General features: G+C 48.8%; 15 protein-coding genes and 1 pseudogene. 8 read left to right on the plus strand and 8 right to left on the minus strand.

Annotated elements, in window-relative coordinates:
• The first annotated feature begins 70 nt into the window (after positions 1–70).
• The 7 genes from DW121_RS09905 (at position 71) to DW121_RS09935 (ending at position 10,714) form a co-directional block, all read left to right on the plus strand.
• A complete protein-coding gene (locus DW121_RS09905; RefSeq protein WP_233555800.1) occupies positions 71–652 on the plus strand; it encodes an MATE family efflux transporter in 582 nt (193 codons plus the stop codon).
• Entirely contained in the window at positions 649–1,746 is a 1,098-nt protein-coding gene (locus tag DW121_RS09910) for an efflux RND transporter periplasmic adaptor subunit (protein ID WP_117588714.1), read from the plus strand. Before DW121_RS09905 ends, DW121_RS09910 begins: the two co-directional genes overlap by 4 nt.
• A gap of 18 nt (positions 1,747–1,764) precedes the next feature.
• On the plus strand, positions 1,765–4,956 hold the full coding sequence (locus tag DW121_RS09915) for an efflux RND transporter permease subunit (protein ID WP_117588715.1): 3,192 nt from the start codon (positions 1,765–1,767) through the stop codon (positions 4,954–4,956).
• Complete coding sequence (locus DW121_RS09920; protein ID WP_117588716.1) at positions 4,953–6,320, plus strand: efflux transporter outer membrane subunit; 1,368 nt, start codon at positions 4,953–4,955, stop codon at positions 6,318–6,320. Before DW121_RS09915 ends, DW121_RS09920 begins: the two co-directional genes overlap by 4 nt.
• A gap of 171 nt (positions 6,321–6,491) precedes the next feature.
• Complete coding sequence (locus tag DW121_RS09925; RefSeq protein WP_117588717.1) at positions 6,492–6,968, plus strand: HU family DNA-binding protein; 477 nt, start codon at positions 6,492–6,494, stop codon at positions 6,966–6,968.
• Positions 6,969–7,055: 87 nt separating this feature from the next.
• Entirely contained in the window at positions 7,056–9,395 is a 2,340-nt protein-coding gene (locus DW121_RS09930; RefSeq protein WP_117588718.1) for a hybrid sensor histidine kinase/response regulator, read from the plus strand.
• Positions 9,392–10,714: a sigma-54-dependent transcriptional regulator gene (locus tag DW121_RS09935; protein WP_118295840.1), complete on the plus strand. Its 1,323-nt coding sequence runs from the start codon at positions 9,392–9,394 to the stop codon at positions 10,712–10,714. The genes DW121_RS09930 and DW121_RS09935 overlap by 4 nt, the downstream gene beginning before the upstream one ends.
• A 210-nt stretch (positions 10,715–10,924) precedes the next feature.
• Here the strand turns inward: DW121_RS09935 and DW121_RS09940 are convergent.
• From DW121_RS09940 to DW121_RS09960, 6 genes and pseudogenes are all read right to left on the minus strand, one after another.
• A pseudogene (locus tag DW121_RS09940) lies at positions 10,925–11,242 on the minus strand (TonB-dependent receptor); the annotation flags it as partial.
• A gap of 150 nt (positions 11,243–11,392) precedes the next feature.
• Positions 11,393–12,688 carry an MgtC/SapB family protein gene (locus DW121_RS09945; protein ID WP_117711656.1) on the minus strand — a complete coding sequence of 432 codons (1,296 nt, stop codon included), beginning with the start codon at positions 12,686–12,688 and terminating at the stop codon, positions 11,393–11,395.
• A 32-nt stretch (positions 12,689–12,720) separates the two neighbouring features.
• A complete protein-coding gene (locus DW121_RS09950) occupies positions 12,721–13,191 on the minus strand; it encodes a CYTH domain-containing protein (protein WP_117711657.1) in 471 nt (156 codons plus the stop codon).
• Positions 13,192–13,205: 14 nt separating this feature from the next.
• Positions 13,206–13,337 (minus strand): hypothetical protein, encoded by a 132-nt coding sequence (locus DW121_RS15910; RefSeq protein WP_255419894.1) that lies wholly within the window; start codon positions 13,335–13,337, stop codon positions 13,206–13,208.
• A 198-nt stretch (positions 13,338–13,535) separates the two neighbouring features.
• Entirely contained in the window at positions 13,536–14,654 is a 1,119-nt protein-coding gene (gene prfB, locus DW121_RS09955; RefSeq protein WP_117711658.1) for a peptide chain release factor 2, read from the minus strand.
• Between the two features lie 51 nt (positions 14,655–14,705).
• The gene (locus DW121_RS09960) at positions 14,706–16,511 is read right to left on the minus strand and encodes an AMP-dependent synthetase/ligase (protein WP_117711659.1); all 1,806 of its coding nucleotides are present in this window, start codon (positions 16,509–16,511) and stop codon (positions 14,706–14,708) included.
• Between the two features lie 121 nt (positions 16,512–16,632).
• On the opposite strand from DW121_RS09960, the gene DW121_RS09970 reads away from it, so the two are divergent.
• Positions 16,633–17,700, plus strand: coding sequence for a M20 family metallo-hydrolase (locus DW121_RS09970; RefSeq protein ID WP_118323672.1), 1,068 nt, complete (start codon positions 16,633–16,635; stop codon positions 17,698–17,700).
• A gap of 3 nt (positions 17,701–17,703) precedes the next feature.
• On the opposite strand, the gene DW121_RS09975 is transcribed toward DW121_RS09970, so the two are convergent.
• Together DW121_RS09975 and DW121_RS09980 are read right to left on the minus strand one after the other, a co-directional pair.
• Positions 17,704–19,002 carry a murein hydrolase activator EnvC family protein gene (locus DW121_RS09975; RefSeq protein WP_117711662.1) on the minus strand — a complete coding sequence of 433 codons (1,299 nt, stop codon included), beginning with the start codon at positions 19,000–19,002 and terminating at the stop codon, positions 17,704–17,706.
• Positions 18,999–19,577 (minus strand): DUF4292 domain-containing protein, encoded by a 579-nt coding sequence (locus DW121_RS09980; protein WP_117711708.1) that lies wholly within the window; start codon positions 19,575–19,577, stop codon positions 18,999–19,001. Before DW121_RS09980 ends, DW121_RS09975 begins: the two co-directional genes overlap by 4 nt.
• Positions 19,578–19,619 lie beyond the last annotated feature (42 nt).

The following is a 19,619-nucleotide window of genomic DNA, read 5'->3' on the forward strand; positions in this document are numbered from 1 at the left end:
GCGCAACATCGGGTATCAGGTGAAACTCGGAATACCTTCCATGATTGGAGAACTGGCTATTGCGTGCATGATGCTTACGGGCAACTTTGTCTTCATCCGTTACCTTGGAGAGGATGGCGTGGCTGCTTTCAGCGTTGCTTGCTACTGCTTCCCGCTGGTATTTATGATAGGCAATGCCATCGCACAATCGGCACAACCCATTGTCAGCTACAATTACGGTGCCGGTCTGCAGGCGAGGGTGACGCAGGCTTTCCGTTTCTCCATATCGCTGGCTTTTGCATGTGGACTGTTGATGACATTGGGAGGCATGACAGAAAGTCCTCGGATTGTGTCGCTGTTCCTTTCCGGCGCAACGACCGCCGCTAATATCGCACAAGAGGGACTTCCCTATTTCTCTGTCGCATTTCTGTTCTTCGCTCTCAATTTGGTATGTGTGGGGTACTATCAAAGCCTTGGATGTTTCAAGACCGCCATCTTGCTCATGCTATTGCGAGGTCTTGTTTTCGTAGTTCCGGCTTTTCTTGTGTTACCGCGTGTCATCGGCGTTCCGGGACTTTGGCTGTCAGTTCCCCTATCGGAAATAATGACACAAATCCTTATTTTAGTTTATTATCTGCTAAACAGAAACAACAAAAACATATCGAACTTATGAAAAAGTATTTCTTGAGTACGTTGATACTCTGTTCAACATCATTTACTGCCTGTCACCAAACGGAACCGGAGCAGGAAGAAGTCAATTATTCGGTCATGACCGTAGGAAAAGGAGAAGTGACGCTGACCGAATCTTATTCCGCATCCGTACAGGGAAGGCAGGACATTGAAATCTATCCGCAGGTGTCCGGGACGATACAACAGGTATGCGTGAAAGAAGGGCAAGAGGTACGTCGGGGTGAACGGTTGTTTATTATAGACCAAGTTCCTTACCAAGCAGCCCTGCGGACAGCTATTGCCAATGTCCATTCTGCCGAAGCACAGGTACAGACCGCCCGGCTGACCTACGAAAGCAAGCAGGCACTTCATCGTGAAAAGGTCATTTCGGAATATGACCTCTCCACAGCCCGCAATGCGCTTCTCGTGGCCGAAGCCGCGTTGGAACAAGCCAAAGCGCAGGAGGTGAATGCCCACAACGACCTTTCTTATACAGAAGTAAAGAGTCCCGCAAACGGAGTAATAGGCACCATCCCTTACCGCGTGGGCACATTGGTCAGTTCCGGTTCGGCACAACCGCTTACTTCCGTATCGGATAATTCGGAGATGTATGTCTATTTCTCCATGTCGGGGCAGCGATTGCAGTCATTGATACGCTGTTACGGCTCCATCAACCGAACCTTGGAAGAGATGCCTGCCGTCCGTCTGCAACTGGGTGATGGAACTATCTATGAAAAGGAAGGGCGTATTGAGAGCATCAGCGGCGTACTTGACCGACAGACCGGAAGTGGCTCCTTGCGTGCCGTATTCCCCAACGCCGAACGGGTGCTGCTGAGCGGAAGCACGGGAAATATACTTATCCCGCAGACCTTGCAGGATGCTATTCCCATTCCGCAAGAAGCCACCTACGAATTGCAGGACAAGCTGTTTGTCTATCGGGTAGTGAATGGCAAGGCGGTGGCTACCCGTATTGAAGTCAATCCGGTGCATGACGGCATCCGCTATACCGTCACTTCCGGATTGGATGTTGGCGATGTGATTGTGACTACAGGCGTAGGCTTGCTCAATAACGGCGATGCCGTAACCTTAAAACCGTAATAAGAGGAGGAAGAAGTTATGAATTTACGATTCTTTATAGACCGCCCGGTCTTTTCCATCGTTATTTCCGTAATTATTGTTTTGTTGGGCATCATATCCCTGACGGGGCTGCCTGTGGAGCAATATCCAGACATTGCGCCGCCCACGGTGCAAGTAACGACTTCTTATCCCGGTGCCAATGCCGAAACGGTGCAGAAGTCGGTCATTGTCCCGTTGGAGGAAGCCATCAACGGTGTGGAGAACATGAGCTACATCCATTCGGAAGCCTCCAATACGGGAGATGTTACAGTGAATGTCTATTTCCGTCAGGGAACTGATGCCGACATGGCGGCAGTCAATGTGCAAAACCGCGTATCGAAGGCACAGGGATTGCTTCCTGCCGAAGTAACCAAAATCGGGGTGCAGACGCAGAAACAACAGAAGTCGCTATTGAAGGTGGTCGCCCTCTACAGCCCGGACGATTCATACGATATGCAGTTTATCAACAACTACATGAAGATAAATGTGGAGCCGCGCGTCAAGCGTATTGCCGGTGTGGGTGAGTTCAATGTATTGGCATCCAACTATTCCATGCGCATTTGGCTGAAACCGGACGTGATGGCGCAGTACAAACTGATACCGTCAGACGTGACCAATGCCCTCGAAAAGCAGAATTTGGAATCGGCTACGGGTGCTTTCGGCGAGAACCACGAGAATGCCTACGAATATACCATCAAATATAGGGGACGCTTCTCCACGCCCGAAGAGTTTGGTGATATTGTTATCCGTTCGCTTTCCAACGGAGAAATCTTGCGTCTGAAAGATATTGCCCGCATCGAGTTGGGTGATGAAGCCTATACCTATCGTGCCATGACGGACGGTCATGCGGGATGTATCACCGAGGCTTACCAGAGTGCCGGTTCCAATGCTACGGAGGTGGTACAGGAGATTGATGCGCTGATAGATGAAATATCCGAAGACTTGCCTGAAGGATTGAAGTTTGCCAGCTTGTTGAGCGTGAACGACTTTCTCTTTGCCTCCATCGAGAATGTGCTTTGGACGCTGATAGAGGCTATCATTCTCGTTGTACTGGTGGTTTATGTGTTTTTGCAGGACATCCGTTCGACACTGATTCCCACCATATCCATTATCGTCTCTTTGGTCGGCACGTTCGCTTTCATGGCGGTGGCGGGCTTTTCCATCAACTTGCTGACGCTGTTCGCACTGGTGCTTGCCATCGGTACGGTGGTGGACAATGCCATTGTGGTAGTCGAGGCAGTACAGGCGAAGTTCGATGCCGGTTACTACTCATCGTATATGGCGACGAACGAAGCCATGTCGGGCATTACGGCTGCCATCGTTACCTCTACGCTGGTGTTCATGGCGGTATTCATCCCGGTTTCCATGATGGGCGGCACGTCCGGCGTATTCTATACGCAGTTCGGCATCACGATGGCGGTGGCGGTCGGACTGTCGGCAGTCAATGCCTTGACACTTTCACCGACTCTGTGTGCCTTACTGCTTGAACCTTATATAGATGCGGACGGCAAAGAGAAAAGCGGTTTTTCGGCACGCTTCCGCAAGGCGTTCAATGCGGCTTTCGAGGTCTTGGTGAAGCGGTACGTTCGGGGTGTCATCTACTTCTGCCGCCATCGGGTGGTGACATGGGGACTGCTGGTGGCTACGGTGGCGCTGGTGGTGGTGCTGATGCGCACTACCAAGACCGGACTTGTGCCCGATGAAGATACGGGTACGGTCATGGTGAGCGTCAATACCAAGCCGGGCACTTCGCTCTTCCGCACCACCCAAGTATTGGCGCAGTTGGAAAAGGAAATCCAACAAATGCCGCAGGTGAAGCATTATGCCACCGTCAGCGGATATTCGCTCAGCGGTTCGGGAGCCAGTGCGGGACTGATTATCATCTCCCTGCGCGACTGGTCGGAACGTGACGGCAAGGAAGATGATGTAAACTCTATCATCGGACGCATCAACACCCTTTCACAGAAAATACCGGATGCGCAGTTATTTGCCGCCGCCCCGCCCATGATTAACGGCTACGGCATGGTGAACGGTTTTGAACTGCACGTGCAGGACAAGACGGGCAAACCTGTCAGTGAGTTGGACGATGCCACCAAGGGATTCATTGCCTCCCTGAGCCAATGCCCGGAAATCGGGACTGCCTATACCGCTTTTTCAGCAGACTATCCGCAATATACGCTGGACATTGATGCCGCCCGTTGCGAACGTTCGGGGCTTTCTCCGGCAGAGGTGCTTTCCACGGTGTCCGGTTACTATGGCGGGCAGTATGTCTCCAATTTTAACCGTTTCTCCAAGCTCTACCGTGTCATGATACAGGCGGAGCCGGACACACGGGTCACACCGGAATCGCTGAACCACCTCTATGTGCGTACCGGCAACGGTGAAATGGCTCCCATCAGCCAGTTTGCCCGGCTTACCAAGACCTACGGGCCACAGTCGCTCAACCGCTTCAACCTCTATGGCTCCATTGCGGTCAACGGTTCGGCTGCCGACGGCTATTCTTCCGGCGACGCCATCCGTGCCATCGGCGAAGCGGCGTCCACGGCATTGCCCAAAGGCTATACCTACGAGTTTGGCGGCATCACCCGCGAGGAAAGTCAGTCGAGCAGCAACACGGTGATTATCTTCGCCATTTGCTTTGTGCTGGTCTATCTCATCCTGAGCGCACTTTATGAAAGTTTCCTCATCCCGTTTGCCGTGGTGCTCGCCCTTCCTTTCGGCTTGCTGGGCAGTTTCCTGTTTGCCAAGCTGATGGGATTGGAGAATAACATCTATATGCAGACCGGTTTGATTATGCTCATCGGATTGCTGGCAAAGACCGCCATCCTGATAACGGAATATGCCGTCAAACGCCGACAGGCGGGCATGTCGCTGATACAAGCTGCCGTTGGAGCCGCCAAGGTGCGATTGCGCCCCATCCTAATGACAGCCCTTACAATGGTGTTCGGACTGCTACCGCTGATGGTATCAACGGGAGTAGGAGCCAACGGTAACCGCACGTTGGGTTCCGGTGCGGTGGGTGGTATGCTGGTCGGTACACTTGCCTTGCTATTTGTGGTTCCGGCACTGTTCATTGCTTTCCAGTGGTTGCAAGAGAAGGTACGTCCCATGCAGGCTGTTTCCTCCGGCGAATGGTCGATACAAGGTGAAATGGAAGATTTGAAGAAACATAAAAAGGAAAAGGAATCATGAGAAATATATTACTGACAACAGTTACCGCACTGCTGCTTGCCTCGTGCGGAGTCTATAAACCTTACTCCCGTCCGGAGGAAGTGAAAACCGATGGGCTGTATGGCACCGACATACAAGCGGAAGACACAGCCTCCATCGCCTCCTTGCATTGGAGCGAACTGTTCACCGACACACGCTTGCAATCCCTCATCCGGCGAGGACTGGAGAATAACAACGACCTTAACGTCGCACGTCTGAAAGTGGTGGAGGCAGAAGCCACGCTGATGTCTTCGCGCCTTGCCTACCTGCCCTCAGTGTCGCTTGCCCCGCAAGGTACGTTGAGTAGCTTCGATGGTAGCAAGACGACCAAGACCTACACCCTTGCTGCTTCCGCCGAGTGGGAGCTGGACTTGTTCGGCAAGCTGACCAATGCCAAACGTGGTGCCCGTGCCGCCTTAGAGCAGAGCCGCGCTTACCGGCAGGCAGTGCAGACACAACTCATCGCCACAATTGCCAACAGTTATTACAACTTGCTGATGTTGGATGTACAACTCGACATCAACCGCTGCACCGCCGAGAGTTGGAGCGAGTCGTTGCGCACGTTGGAACTGCAAAAGCAGTTCGGCAACACCACCGAAGCTGCCGTGCAGCAGGCACGTGCCAACCTGCTTACCGTGGAAACGAATGTGCTTACTCTGGAACAGCAAGTCAAGAAACAGGAAAATGCCATCTCCTTGCTCTTAGGCGATGTGCCTTCCCATATCGAACGCGGTACGTTGACAGAACAGCAATTTCCCGATACACTCTCCGTAGGTGTACCCCTGCAGTTGCTTGCCCGCCGTCCCGACATCCGTCAGGCAGAAGCATCGCTGGCACAGGCGTTCTATGCCACCGGTGCCGCCCGCTCCGCCTTTTATCCCAGCATTACGCTGGGCGGGTCTGCAGGTTGGACAAACAGTACCGGTGCCGCCATTATCAATCCCGGACGCTGGCTACTGAGTGCAGTCGGCTCATTGACACACCCCCTCTTCAACCGTGGGCGTAACATCGCCAACCTGCGCATCGCCAAGGCACAGCAACAGGAAGCGTTACTCTCTTTCCAGCAAAGTCTGCTGAAAGCGGGTAGCGAGGTGAACGATGCTCTTGCACAATGGCAGACAGCCGACCGCCGTTTGCAACTTGATGGCAAGCAGATAGCCGCTCTGCGCCGCACCGTGGAAAGTACCCGCCAGCTGATGGAACACAGCAGTAGCACCACCTATTTGGAAGTGCTTACCGCTCAGCAATCCCTGCTCTCCGCTGAACTGACGGAAGCAAACGATCATTTCGACAAAATACAGGGGATGATAAATCTGTATCATGCGTTGGGAGGTGGAAGCTGGTGAAAGACAAAGTGGCACTTCGAGGCGCACAAGGTGCCACTTTGTGGTGGTCGAAGTGGCACTTCGGAAAATCAAGAGTGGAGGTTAGTTCAGGCAACAGCAAAACGGATGCTTGCAAAGGCATCCGAGTGAGACAATAAACATTATTCATCAACCAATTAAAAACGTAAGACTATGCCTTTTGGGGAAAAAGCGTTTCAGAAGCAACAGGGCGTTTACTATCCCCAAGCCGTAGTGCAGGGCAAGCCCGTGGAAACGGAGACCATAGCAAAGGATTTGACGAAAATCTTCACAGTAAGTAACAGTGACGTGCAAGCCGTGTTGGGCGACATCGCAGGCGTGATGCACACGCGCATGGCGCAGGGCAAGAGCGTCCACATCAAGGGGCTGGGCTATTTCCGCTACACGCTCGACACGAAGGGCGTGAAGGATTTGGCGGACTTCGACAAGCAGGTGCAGGCGGTGCGCGTGCAGTTCACACCCGAACGGGAGCGGCTGTCGAACAAGACCTACACCCGTGCCCTTGTGGACAGCGATGATTTGGAATGGATTGAACTTTCTGCCGATGCGAAGGACGATGACCCGGCGCAGGGTGGCGGAAGCACAGACGGTTCCGGTAATGGCGAAGATGGTGACAATCCTTTGGGATAATGTCATTGCTGACAAAGATTGCTATAATGTATGCAGCCTGTGGTTTTAGATGGACTACGGGCTGCATGATTAAAAAGGAATAATCAAATGAGAAGTACCATAGGAACAAAATTTCTCCGCACGCTGATTGCCGCAGGTTATTTATTGATGTGCCTGCTGGCAGTCGGCATCATGTACCTGTGGTTTTATGAATGGAAAGAGATTGAAGCATTGGAAACGGAGAACCGACGTATAAATGCTTTTCGTCAGGAAGTGCATCTTGTTTATGGGGAAATGACGGGGCTTTCCCTTTTGGGCGAAAGTGTGTTGGAGTGGGAAGACGAGGATTTGGAGCATTACCATATCCGGCGCATGGCGGTGGATAGTCTGCTGTGCCGTTTCAAAACCGTTTATCCGGCAGAGCGGATAGACAGTGTGCGTCATTTGTTAGAAAGCAAGGAAAATTTGCTTTGTAGCATTGTGGAAGTATTGAATAAACAGGAAAATTTGAATCGGGAAATTGCTAAGCGTGTACCCTTCATTGCGGCAAAAAGCACACAGGAACAGCCTAAGAAAACGAAGCGCAAAGGTTTCTTAGGCTTGTTCGGCAAGAAAGAAAAGTCGAAACCGACCGCCACAACCTCCATGCTCCATGCACTGAACCGCAAGGAGATTACACAACAACAGGCGCAAAGCCGCCGCTTGTCGGAACATGCCGACAGCCTCGCCATGCGCAACAGCGAATTGAATCGACAACTGCAATCGCTTATCGGGCAGATGGACAGGAAAGTAGAACGTGACCTGCAAAAGCGTGAGGCAGAGATAACCGCCATGCGTGAACGCTCGTTCTTTCAAATCGGAGGGCTGACAGGATTTCTTTTTCTTCTTTTGGTTGTGTCATACATCATCATCCACAGGGACATACGCCGCATAAAGCGGTATAAGGCAAAGACCGTTAATCTGATAAGGCAACTCCATGAATCGGATATGAGAAACAGGGAACTGATTTCCTCACGCAAGAGAGCCATGCACACCATTACTCATGAACTGCGTACACCGCTGACCGCCATACACGGCTATGCGGAACTGATAGCCAACGGAGAAAATGCAACGCAGACGGAACGCTATTCGGGCAATATCCGGCAGGCATCGCAACGAATGATTGCCATGTTGAACACGCTGCTTGACTTCTTTCGGTTGGATAGTGGAAAGGAGAGTGCGAATACTTCCCCGTTCCGTTTGCAGGGCATGGCAGACGCTTTATCGGCGGAATTTGCTCCATTGGCAGAGACAAAGGACTTGTGTTTGACGGTGGAATGCAATACCGATGTTATCCTCATGGGCGACAAGGAGCGCATTATGCAGGTTTCCGCAAACCTGTTATCCAATGCCATCAAGTTCACGCAAGCCGGAAGCGTATCGCTCCGCATGGACTACAACGGCAATAACCTTTCCATTGTGGTGGAAGATACAGGCAGCGGTATGAGCGAAGAAGAACAGCAACGGGTGTTCGGAGCATTTGAACGGCTCTCCAACGCCGCCACGCAGGACGGTTTCGGATTAGGATTATCCATCGTGAAACGCATCGTGGATATGTTAGGCGGTACTGTCCGATTGGAAAGCAAGAAAGGTCGGGGCAGTCGTTTCACGATAGAAATACCCATGCAAACCGCTGATATTGCTGTCATCGAAAAGAAAGAAGTGCAAGAACAATATCCTTATTCTGAACGTGCCTATTCGGTCATTATGTTGGATGACAACGACATTCTTCTTTCGATGGCAATGGATATGTATGCCCATTACGGTATCCGTTGTGATGTGTGCACTAATACAAGCGACCTCATGGAAGCCATGCGGACAAAGGACTACGACCTGCTGATTACAGACTTGAAGATGCCGGAAATAAATGGCTTTGAGGTATTGGAACTGCTGCGCTCGTCCCACGTCGGCAACTCGAAGACCATCCCTGTGATTGTCGCCACTGCTTCGGGAAGCTGCACCGAAGAAGAACTGCTGGCTCATGGCTTTTCCGCCTGCCTGTTCAAGCCGTTCGGCCTGTCGGAACTGCTGGCGGTGTCGGGCAAATGCCTTTCAGTATCTTCTGTCAAAAATAACAAAGAGAAACAACCTGACCTTTCTTCTTTATTGGCGTATGGTGACAAGGTGACTATGCTTGACAAACTGAAAACCGAAACGGAAAAGGACATGCAAGCCATTAGCGATGCCGGAGAGCGGTGTGACCGCAAAGAATTGGATATGCAGGTACACCGTTTACGCAGTTCGTGGGCAGTAATCCGTGCGGACAAACCACTATGGGAACTGCACAGACTTCTGCATTCAGACACGGAATGTTCCGATAACGAGATTCAACACACCGTGAATGCAGTATTGGCAATGGGTGACAAGATTGTGGAACAGGCTAAAAAACGAAAGGAAGACGGATTATGAAGGTAATTGTAGTAGAGGACAATCCCGTTTATAACGATTATGTCTGCAACTTCTTGAAGAAAGGCGGCTTCGACACCATGCAGGCGTATCGGCTTTCTACCGCCAAGAAATTGCTGGCAAAGGCAGAGGAAGATAATACTGTGCTTGCCGACTTGCGTCTACCTGATGGTGAGGGTGTCGACCTGTTGCGTTGGATGCGCAAGGAAGGGAAGCCGCAGCCGTTCATCATCATGACCGATTACGCCGAGGTGCATACGGCAGTGGAAAGTATGAAACTCGGCTCCGCCGACTATATTCCCAAGCAATTGGTAGAGGACAGGCTTGTTCCTCTCATCCGCTCCATACACAAAGCACAGGAACAGAAAAGGAACAAACAAGTCCCGATATTTGTCCGGCAAGGTACGGCATATCAAGGAATCAAGCGGCGTGTCCGGTTGGTTGCACCCACCCGTATGAGTGTATTGATATTAGGTGAGAACGGTACGGGCAAAGAACATATTGCCCAACACATCCACGCACAGAGCAAACGTGCGGATAAGCCTTTCGTGGCGGTGGACTGTGGTTCGTTGTCCCCGACATTGGCACTGTCCGCATTCTTCGGACACATCAAAGGTGCATTCACAGGAGCAGATTCTACCCATGTTGGGTATTTTCAAGAAGCCAATGGCGGTACATTGTTTCTTGATGAAGTGGCCAACCTGCCGATGGAAATGCAGCGGATGTTGCTTCGTGCCATACAGGAACGCCGTTATCGCCCCATTGGGGCAAAGGGGGACAAGACAGCCGATGTGCGCATCGTGGCGGCAACCAACGAGGACTTGCAAAAGGCAGTCGCCGAAAAGCGTTTCCGCGAAGACTTGCTCTATCGTCTGAAAGAGTACACGATAACCGTGCCTCCGCTTCGCAACTGCCAAGAGGACATCATGCCACTGGCAGAGTTCTTCCTTGAATTTGCGAACAAGGAGTTGGAGCGCAACATCAAGGGCTTTGACGCATCCGCACGGAAAGCCCTGCTCACTTATCCGTGGCCGGGCAACGTGCGCGAACTGAAACAAAAGATACAGGTGGCAGTCCTACATACGGAAGCCGATATGATAACCAAAGAAAATCTGGAGTTTGGCAGTGACGAGACATTATCGTCCTCATCCGCCAGCTTTGCCCTGCGTAACGATGCGGAAGACAAAGAGCGGATTTTACGTGCGTTGAAGCAGGCGAACGGAAACAGAAAGATTGCCGCCGAACTGCTCGGAATAGGACGTACAACGCTGTACAGCAAACTGGAAGAGTATGGATTGAAATACAAATTCGGGCAATCATAGTTGATAATTCATTTAATTTAGATTATTACGAATGTCAATGTTGCAATTTCATCCTCAATAAAGACAGAGGTTTCAAAAAATAATGTTACCTTTGCATACAGAAGAGTTGTTTGACAGTAATGAGCCGCAAAACATTGAAATTAGGACTGTTGCCAAGTCATTACCCTAAAAAACAGATAAACTTATAACGCTCTCATTCTAAATTACCTGCAAATACTTATCGGATTTTACGGAAAAATTCTTCACAATGCTGTTTCGCCCTACCGAAGAAATTGTCATAATAAAGTTACCTTTATTACCGGGCACTTTCTCCTGAAACTGTCCTTTCATATCCGTTACCAGCATCTTGACAGCTTGTGCCGGTGCTTCTTTCTTTACAATCTTGATTGTTGCATAAGGCTCTCCTTCCTGAGTAAGCGAGTCGAGCAGAACCCCTTTAATCTGAAATGAAGAATTTGTCGTATTCTGTGCAGTTGCCCCGGCAGATAGTAATAATACCGTCAGCAACATAACCCATCTAATTTTCATGGTATTCCCCTGTTTAAATCAGTATTTTGGTTTATTGTTTTGTATTATAAGTGTTCTATCCATATTGTGTTGTTATGGACTGGGCAAAAATAGAGCATTCTTCGGCATTTAGCGGAACACCGGAGTTAAAAAAGCGAAAAGTCCGTTGATTTACAGAAAGTAGAAGAATAATAACAAGAATACATTGGCGATTATGACACAACCGAAACCGCCCAAAATCCACGAACGCAGCGAGCTTTTCTTACCGGAAAAAAAGAGTGCATAGCACATATTTACGGCAATATTACTTACTATCGCCTGCATACTGCAAGCCGTTATCAACGAAACGGGCACACTGCCCGTACCTTGTAGAAGATTCAAAATAAACGGAGTGATGTCACTGAAACCGGACACAAAGGAGAGTAAAGTCAACCCGCTCTTGCCGGCATATATCAACGTGTAATGGGTAGCTATTGTAAATACCACAAAAAGTACGGCAAAAATAAGCGCTACCTTAAATTCCAACGGGTTACTGCTGTCCTCATCTTCATCGGCCGCTCCCGATACGGCAGGACGTTTCCATTTGGAATGCAGAAACCAAGCCGTTCCCGCAGAGACAGCGGACATAATCAACAGATAGGGATAGATAGCCGTTAAAGTATCTACGCTGAATATACCAATCAGTATCAAGAATCGCAGGAACATCATACTGACTGCCAGCAGCATGGCGGCCACATATTCGGGAGCTTCCTGAGGTGATGCCTTACGGCTTTTACGCGCCAGTACGGATATAGTGGCAGTGCTGCTGTACAACCCTCCTACAATACCGGAAACCAGAATGCCCGATTCACGAAATACATATCTCTTCAGCAAATAAGAAAGATAGGAAATACCTGAAACCACTACCGTAGCCAGCCAAATGCTATAAGGCGTGAGATTGACGCCCGGTATCAGATTCTCGTTAGGCAGCATCGGAAGTATGATACCGCTAATGGCAAGGAACTTGGCAAGCGTAATCATTTCGTCATTCTTCATCCGCTGCGCCAGTTCGGTGAATGTATGTTTCAACTCCGTAAAGAGCAATACCGTCACAATCACCATTACATAAAACCAAGACGGCTGTGTAGCAACAATAGGCGCAATGCAATACGTAATGAGTGCAATGACAATAGTAGTAACCCCGAATACGTGAAACTGGGCTTGCTTAACGTAGTAGTTCAAAGCAAGCAATAGGCCTAAGATAGCCCCTCCCCCCATAAAAAGGCGATAGTCTACCGGATCAAGAATATAAAGGAGATAACCCAGAATACCGATAAAGGTAAAAGTACGGTCCGTACCGAAAAGGGTAGTCTCCCCTTCGCGCTTCAAGCTGATACGCCGCAAGGAAAGGCCTATAAGCAAAGAAAACACTGTCACCAAAATAAAAGTGACAAGTTCTTCCGGCAGGTATTGGTATAGTTTCTCCATATACGAATCAACAATTACGGGACATGATTAGTTTACTTCCATTCTTTAAACGGATGCTTCATCAACTGCGAATTATAATAACGGATGTCTCCCGTTACTTCCTGCCCGATAAAATCCGGCTTCTCGAAAGGCTCGCTCTCCGAGGTAAGCTCTACTTCCGCCACTACCAGTCCTTCATTTTCCCCATAGAACTCGTCTACCTCAAAAACATGGTTTCCACTGCGTATCAGATAACGGGTTTTATCAATAATACCCGGTTCGCACAACTTCATTAAGTCCTCGGCTTCATTCAAGGGAATCTCTTTCTCCCACTCGTAACGGCTGATGCCGGACACATCAGATGCCCCCTTAATGGTAAGGTAGCCCTGCCCGCCGCGTATGCGAACCCTTACCGTCCGTCCGCGCGCACTACTGATATATCCTTGAATGATGCGGTTCTGTGCGTATGCTTGCGACTTATACTCTCCTTTTATGAGAAACTTCCGTTCTATCTCTTGCGGCATATTCTGCTATTTTATTACCAGAAAGAGTACAATATCAGCATACCAACTACCAATACCAAAGCGGTCACTCCGATAATCAGCAATACTTTCTTGGCTTGTTGTTCCTCTTTCCGGCTGTGCATTACTTTCTTTTTACTCTTTCCCATGGTGTTTCTATAGTTTAAAGTTCAACGATAAACAAAGTAAAAGGAAATTCGGGAAGTTTGCAAACATTTATAAAAGAAAAAAGCGGGAAGTTAACATCATTGATTATATGATGTTAACTTCCCGCATATACGATATTAACTTTTTGCCCGCAACTCAGTTAACTTGTTCCGGACAATGATGTTAACTTTTAAAAAGGGCTAAATAGTATCTCCGCCTGCAAACTCCATCAGATAGGCCTTGACGAAACCGTCTATCTTTCCGTCCATTACTCCATTCACGTCCGACGTCTGGAAGTTGGTACGGTGGTCTTTCACACGCCGGTCATCGAACACGTAACTGCGAATTTGCGATCCCCACTCAATCTTCTTCTTACCGGCCTCCACCTTTGCCTGTTCCGCCATACGGTGTTGTAGTTCCTTATCGTACAGGATAGAACGCAACTGACGCATCGCGTTTTCGCGGTTCTTGGGCTGGTCGCGCGTTTCGGTATTCTCAATCAGAATTTCTTCTTCCTCGCCTGTATAAGGGTCTTTGAACTGATAACGCAGACGCACACCGGACTCAACCTTATTTACGTTCTGCCCGCCCGCACCACTGGAACGGAAAGTATCCCAAGAGATACGCGCTTGTTCAATATTCACCTCAATCGTATCATCTACCAGCGGAGTGACGAAAACAGATGCGAAAGATGTCATACGCTTACCCTGGGCATTGTAGGGAGATACGCGCACCAAACGGTGTACGCCGTTCTCGCCTTTCAGATAACCGTAAGCATAATCACCCGCTATCTCAATGGTACAAGCCTTGATTCCGGCTTCATCACCTTCCTGCAAGTTGGCGATAGTTGCCTTATATCCATGAGTTTCGGCATATCGCAAGTACATACGCATCAACATACTTGCCCAATCCTGGCTTTCCGTACCGCCGGCACCGGAATTGATTTTCAGTACGCAGTCCATCTGGTCGGCTTCTTCACGAAGCATATTCTTGAGTTCAAGGGCCTCTACAGCAACAGATGCTTTTGCATAGGCCTCATCCACCTCTTCTTCCGTCACCAGTTCATCTTTATAGAAATCGAATGCAAGTTGCAACTCATCTGCCATAACCTTGACTTCATTGTAGCCGGAAATCCATTGCTGCAAGCCTTTTACTTTCTTCATCTGTGCTTCGGCGGCTTTCTGGTCATCCCAAAAGCCCGGAGCTTGCGTACGCAACTGTTCCTCTTCTACTTGTATTTTCTTTCCTTCAATGTCCAGATAGCGGTTTAACGCTTCGGTACGTTCCTTGATATCTTTCAGTTGTTCAATGGTAATCATATACTTTCTTCAAATTCTATCTTTTTCGGATGCAAAGATAGTGCAAAAGTTTCATTCTTCGTACATCTTATCAATCAACTCTTTGTAGTTCTTTGATACCACAGAGCGCTTCAGCTTCAATGTATTTGTCAACTCGCCCCGTTCCATATTAAACGGTTCGGGCAATAAAGTGAAACGTTTCACTTGTTCATAGTGAGCAAACTGTTGCTGCAACGTATCAATGCGGGCACGGAACAAGCCCTGTACCTTAGGATGTTGCAACAAGTCCTCCATATCCTTATATTCAAGTCCCTTCTCTTTGGCATAATTCTTCACCAAGCCGTACACGGGAACTATCAGAGCGGACACAAACTTACGCTGATCGGCAATAACAGCAATCTGGTCGATATAACGGTCTATTGCCAGCTTGGTTTCCAAAGCCTGCGGGGAAATATACTTGCCATTGGAAGTCTTGAACAAGTCTTTAATGCGCTCAGTCAGATACAAGTGGTCACCCTTCATATAACCGGCATCACCTGTATGAAACCAACCGTCTTTGTCGATAGCCGCAGCAGTAGCTTCCGGCTTCTTGTAATAGCCGACAGTAATAGTCTTGCCTCGGAGCAGAATCTCATTGTTCTCTCCTATTTTCACTTCAACATCGGGCATCACAGTTCCTACCGAACCTATTTCATATCCCTTGTCGAGGAAACAGGAAACGGTAGCCGTAGACTCCGTCAGTCCATAGCCCACTACCATATTGATGCCTACGGAGTGTACAAATTCACATATTTCATCGGACACAGCCGCACCTGCCGTAGGGAAGAAGTTACCATTCTCAATACCGATTGTCTTTTTCAGCAAAGCATAAATAGTCTTTTCATAAAACTTATACTTCAAATGAAGCATCAACGGCGGTGTTTTGCCTGCACGCAGGTAATCTATGTTATGTATCTTGCCTACTTTGATGGCATCCAGCATCATCGCCTTCCGCAAACCGGTTTCCTGCGCAATCTTCTCTTGCACACCTGCATATACCTTTTCCCAGAAGCGGGGAACACTGCACATCAACGTAGGACGTATTTCCCTGATAGTGGTCTGAATATCTGCCGGGCGAAGATTAATGCAGACTTGTACTCCTCTGTGAATGCAGAGATAAGTCCAGGCTTTCTCAAATACATGTGTCAGCGGAAGGAAGTTCATGGACACGTCCTTATCCGTCATGGCGGTCAGGCGAATGTCATGAATGCGTATAGCTTCTCTGTAGTTGAAGTGATGCAGCATAACTCCCTTCGGCTCACCGGTAGTACCGGATGTATAAAGAATATTGGCAAGATCGTCGTCCGACGCACGGGCGGTACGCTCTTCTACAACATCGTTATGAGGAAGTCCCTCGCCCAACGCAAGGAAATCATCGTAGTAAATAGATGTTTTATCGCGAGGGTCGAGCACGACACTACGGTCAAAAACAATCAACTTCTGCAAAGAATGGCAAAAACCGAATGCGCTGAAGGCCGCATCGTATTGAAACTGTTCGCCTACAAAAAGGAAGCGTATCTGAGCGTCATTAATAATATACTGCGCCTGAGCCGAGGAACTGGTGGCATACAGCGGTATGGTCACCAAGCGATTGGCAAAAGCTGCAAAATCAGTAAACAAACATTCTGGTTTATTTTGTGAGAAGATACCGATATTCCTCTGTTCCTCCACTCCCAAAGCCACCAGCGCATTGGCTGCCTGACGTACTGTTTGGGAGAATTTATTCCAAGTGATAGGTATCCATTGTGATGTTTCATAGTCCCTGTATTTAAGGGCTACTTTGTCTCCATACTTCTCTGCCTGACGGTGTACCATGACAGACAAATGATGATAAGTCATATCTTTAATAAATTGGTAAATATGGGCACAAAGGTATTAGTTTTATTTGAAACTATCTCCCTTTTTCGGGATTTATCCGTAAGTTTGCAAAGTAATAACAAATATATAACTAATCTTGACGATGATAACCGACATACAGACTTTGGTTTCCGAAGCTACCGGATTGCTTAAATCATTGATAGCCATTCCCTCATTAAGCCGCGAAGAAGAACAAGCTGCGGACTTTTTACAGAATTATATCGAAATGCAGGGAATGTCAACCGGAAGAAAAGGCAACAACGTATGGTGTCTCAGCCCGATGTTCGACTTGAACAAGCCGACGTTGCTGTTAAACTCACATATTGACACGGTGAAACCTGTAAACGGGTGGCGGAAAGCTCCGTTCACCCCGTTGGAAGAGAACGGCAAGATTTATGGTTTAGGGAGTAACGATGCCGGAGCAAGTGTCGTCAGCCTGTTGCAAGTGTTCCTGCAACTCTGCCGGACTACACAGGCATACAATCTCATTTATTTGGCTTCCTGCGAAGAAGAAGTGTCGGGCAAGAACGGAATAGAATCCGTACTGCCGGAACTGCCGCCCATACAATTCGCCGTTGTGGGTGAGCCCACGGAGATGCAACCCGCCATTGCCGAAAAAGGACTAATGGTACTGGATGTTATCGCTTACGGTAAATCGGGCCATGCCGCCCGAAATGAAGGCGACAACGCCATATATAAGGTACTAAACGATATTGCCTGGTTCCGCGACTACCGTTTCACGAAAGAATCGTCCTTACTGGGGCCGGTGAAGATGAGTGTGACCATGGTAAATGCAGGGACACAGCACAATGTGATACCGGACCGTTGCACGTTCGTTGTCGACATCCGCAGTAATGAATGTTATAGCAATCAGGAGCTTTTCGACGAAATACAGAAACATATCGGTTGTGAAGCCAAAGCCCGCTCTTTCCGTTTGAGTTCTTCGCACGTCTCACCCGACCATCCGCTGGTAAGAAAAGCTGTCGAGCTGGGCAGAGTGCCGTTCGGCTCTCCTACACTTTCAGACCAAGCGTTGATGTCATTCCCATCCATGAAAATAGGACCGGGCAAGAGCAGCCGTTCCCATACAGCCGATGAATTTATTTTCATCAGGGAGATTGAAGAGGCGATTACGCTCTATCTGGAATTATTGGACGGAGCAAAGATATAAGACCTACCTGTTCAGCCAAGGTTCGGGATTCAGTTTCTCCTTCTCGCGGCGTAGCTGGAAATGAAGTACCGTGCGCCCGCCATCAGCCCCGTCCGAGAATACCTGGCCGATAGCCTGCTTGGTAGTAACCATATCACCTTGTTTCACCGAGGCAGAAGACAGGTTACAATATACGGAAATATAAGCTCCATGACGGATAAGGATATTAAACAACCCGTTCAACTTGAATACTGCCGCTACCTTGCCGTTGAAGATGGCACGAGCTTGCGCTCCCGGTTTTCCTTGAATGTCGATACCCTTATTATCAAGTTTGACATTGCGCAATCCTTCCACCGCATATTGCCCGTAATGGCTGGTTATGATGTAAGCCCCGCTGATAGGCATAGGCAACTTACCACGATTATTGGCAAAGTCACCGGACAACTCGCGATCGGCTTTGCTCATAGTATAGGTCTCCAGAGGAGCCGCTTTTGTTTTGGAGGCGGATGTTGCCGGCTTATCCGTCTTTGCCCCTTCTTTCTTGCGGGCAGCCGCTTCACGACGCGCTTCTTCTGCGGCGCGTTTGCGGGCTTTCTCTATTTCTTCAGCAATCAAGCGGTCGATGCGTGCATTAAGCTGATTGGCTTCACGACGCTTCTTGGCAATCTCATTCTGCAATCCGCGCTGCTTCTTCTGCAGACTGGTTACAAGAGTACGCTTTTCCTTCTCCTGCGCTTCAAGCTTTACCTTTTCGGCTTCACGCTCTTTCAGCAAATTGGCTTTGGCAGTCCGTACCTGCCGTAGTTCCGCTTTCTTCTTATTGACCTGCTCTTGCTTCTTCAGCACTTCCTCGCCCTGCAGACGTTGGTAAGTGGCATACTCTCGTACATAACGCAAGCGGCGATAGGTCTGCGCCAAACTTTGGGCGGAGAAAATAAACATCAGCTTCTCTTCAATGGAGCGATTCTTATAAAGATATTGCACGGACGAGTCGTATTTCTTCTTCTTGTCCTTCAAGTCTCGCTGTAATTTCCCCAACTGACGTTCCAGTGACGCCAACTCACGGTCTATCGACTCCACATCATTATTTATGGTAAGAATATAGCGCTTGCGCTCCTCTATCTGCCCGGTCAGGGCGGCAAGTCCGTTCAGCTGGCTGCTTACGGTTTTCTTTGTAGTTTTCAGAAGTGTTTCCGATTCCGTAATCTGCTTTTGCAAAGCGCCGCGCTTACTTTCCAATTCTTTTATCAGCTTGTTAGACTGTGCAAGAAGCGGAAGGGCCAGACAGAAACAACTTATAAAAATACAAAGCAAACGTTTCATAAGCTCATCAGCATTTCTAATATTTCATGTAACTCGACTTGTGTATACTTTGAAGACAGTTCGGTAGGCGTCAGGGAAAACGAAGTACTGGAGAAGCCGGACAACTCAATTCTACCCTTCTCCAATGAAGGGATACCCAGTTCCTTTCCGGACAATTCCTTCTTCCCATTGGGCTTGGAAGCATCGAACAGTATCTTTTCCAAATGGACAAAATCGGCTTTCTTCGGCAATACATCCTTCAATTCTTTGCGAGTAGCCCGCACATAACGCTTACCCATGCGGTCTACCAGTAATATTTCTTCGGGCGTCACTTCCATGCGCGCCACCTCTGTACGTATAATAGGCATAAGGAAAGAGAGCTGCATCCGTTCACCGCTTATCAATTTCATCGTTCCGTTGACGGTGAAAACGGCATCTTTGGTAGGAACTGTCAATCGTACCTTAGAAGATAAGTAACGGGCGCTTTCAGGCAATTTGGATGTCTCCGCCTTACGGGAAGTCTTACAACCTGCCAAACAACAGAGAAGAAAAAGCATAAAGACCAGTGTCTTACTATTGAATTTTGTCTGTACCATCACCTTATCACTTTTATCATTTATCACTTTATCCCCCTATCG

This window comes from Bacteroides sp. AM10-21B, from assembly GCF_003472565.1.
In the GTDB taxonomy this organism is placed as follows: Bacteria; Bacteroidota; Bacteroidia; order Bacteroidales; family Bacteroidaceae; genus Bacteroides; species Bacteroides propionicigenes.